Annotated in this window: 4 protein-coding genes; 3 read left to right on the top strand and 1 reads right to left on the bottom strand. The window is 63.1% G+C overall.

Annotated features, from left to right (window positions below; all coding sequences use genetic code 11):
* Both EOA32_RS40485 and EOA32_RS37035 read left to right on the top strand, forming a co-directional pair.
* Window positions 1-202, top strand: a 202-nt coding sequence (locus EOA32_RS40485) for a DUF6499 domain-containing protein (protein ID WP_245499530.1), incomplete at its 5' end; no start/stop codon positions are given.
* A gap of 37 nt (window positions 203-239) precedes the next feature.
* Complete coding sequence (locus EOA32_RS37035) at window positions 240-755, top strand: DUF2285 domain-containing protein (protein ID WP_245499531.1); 516 nt, start codon at window positions 240-242, stop codon at window positions 753-755.
* A gap of 24 nt (window positions 756-779) precedes the next feature.
* On the opposite strand, the gene EOA32_RS37040 is transcribed toward EOA32_RS37035, so the two are convergent.
* On the bottom strand, window positions 780-1,046 hold the full coding sequence (locus EOA32_RS37040; RefSeq protein WP_128374298.1) for a DUF2285 domain-containing protein: 267 nt from the start codon (window positions 1,044-1,046) through the stop codon (window positions 780-782).
* Window positions 1,047-1,168: 122 nt separating this feature from the next.
* On the opposite strand from EOA32_RS37040, the gene EOA32_RS37045 reads away from it, so the two are divergent.
* On the top strand, window positions 1,169-1,381 hold the full coding sequence (locus EOA32_RS37045) for a helix-turn-helix transcriptional regulator (RefSeq protein ID WP_040972971.1): 213 nt from the start codon (window positions 1,169-1,171) through the stop codon (window positions 1,379-1,381).
* Window positions 1,382-1,525 lie beyond the last annotated feature (144 nt).

The raw sequence follows: 1,525 nt of genomic DNA on the forward strand, positions 1-1,525 counted from the left end.
GTCCTATGACTACACCCTCGAGCTGACGCGACGCGGCTGGGCCTGGGAATTCCTGCGGCGCAATCCGGCCTTCCGGCATGATCTGTCCCACGCATTGGAACGGGCGAGCTCCGTCGATCAGCGGCCGTCGCTCGACGTCATTTTATCCTCCGTCGACCTGTCGCGCTGGGGGCTTTTGTTTCGCGTCCTCGATCCATCGTGACGCAGCCACGTTCTGGTGTCCGAGCCGATGCGCTCAGGTGTTGCCGGTCGTCGCCGAACAGGTGTCCTCCTCGCCGGTGATACCGGCGTTCGAACCGGCGAACCTGCCCTGCCGTGCCAGTGTGCTCAGGCTGGTTGACGGCACTGAGCATCTTCTGCTGCACAGCGCCGGCCGGCAGCTTCAGCTCGCCGTTTCGGGGCCAAGTATCCTCGGCCCCGTTCGGCTGCGCGCCGATGCGGTCTGGCCGGCCGGTGAGTGGCGGCAACGCCTCTGGGCGCTCAAATGCCTCAATAGTCTCATTGCAGGGGAACGGTTGCCGAAAAGACTGTTTGCGCCGGAAGCGCGCGGTCGTCGCCTGCGCTTTGTCCTGCGGGCTCTTGACGGCTCAGTTGCGGGCGCCTCGTACCGAGACATCGCCGAAGCGCTGATTGGTCAGACGCGCGTGCGGGCCGACTGGACGGATCCTCGCGACCATCTGCGCGATCGCATCCGACGTGCCGTGGCACGGGCCCGCATGCTCATGAACGGCGCCTATCTCGACTTTCTTGCCTGACGTGTCTCGCGCCGCATAAATGCGTCAGCCGGTGAACAGCTCCCTGTAGCCCGTCGTCGCCATCCAGTTCGCACGGTCGAGGTGGCTGCGGGCCGCATTGCGGGCGCGTTCTGGTTCGCGCTCCGGATCGATGCCGAGGATCAGATCGGCCATCTCCTCGTAGCTGGCGTCATCGGCGGCGGCATCCAGCAAGCGCATATAGATGGTGAAGTGCTCCTTGTCGTAAGCCGTGAGGCTGTCGGACCACGGCGCTTCATCCGCTACCGGCACGGTGGAGTGAGGCTGCAACATCGCTGATTCCATCTCCAAGAGCGGGCGCGCAAAACCTGTCCGCGAGTGGATTGAGACGCTTGGTGTGGAATACATATTATAGTTGATAAACTCAAGGAGCCTGATCCGATGACTACTCACGCATGGACATGCGTCAGTTGGTCGGTCGAAATGTGATAAGCATCAGGCTGAAGAAGGGTCTGACGCAGGAACAGCTCGCCGAAGTTTCCGGCTTCAGCCAGCAATATATCAGCGGTCTGGAGAAGGGCCGCCGCAATCCGACGATCGTTACCATCTATGAACTGGCATTGGCGCTTGGCGTCAGCCACATGGATCTGGTTCGTCCCGACAAGTAATCGATCTCTGCGCGATGGGCGCCTGCGCGCCTGAAGGCGCGCATCGGGTGCTCGTGAACCGAGCCCGCTTGTCTTCGCGTCGCTCAGGCGGTCTCGGCCATTCGGCTTCGCCCCCTGGCGCGGGCAGCCCTTGCGGGCTGTGCC

The sequence above is a fragment of the Mesorhizobium sp. M1A.F.Ca.ET.072.01.1.1 genome, assembly GCF_004023325.1.
Classification (GTDB): Bacteria; Pseudomonadota; Alphaproteobacteria; order Rhizobiales; family Rhizobiaceae; genus Mesorhizobium.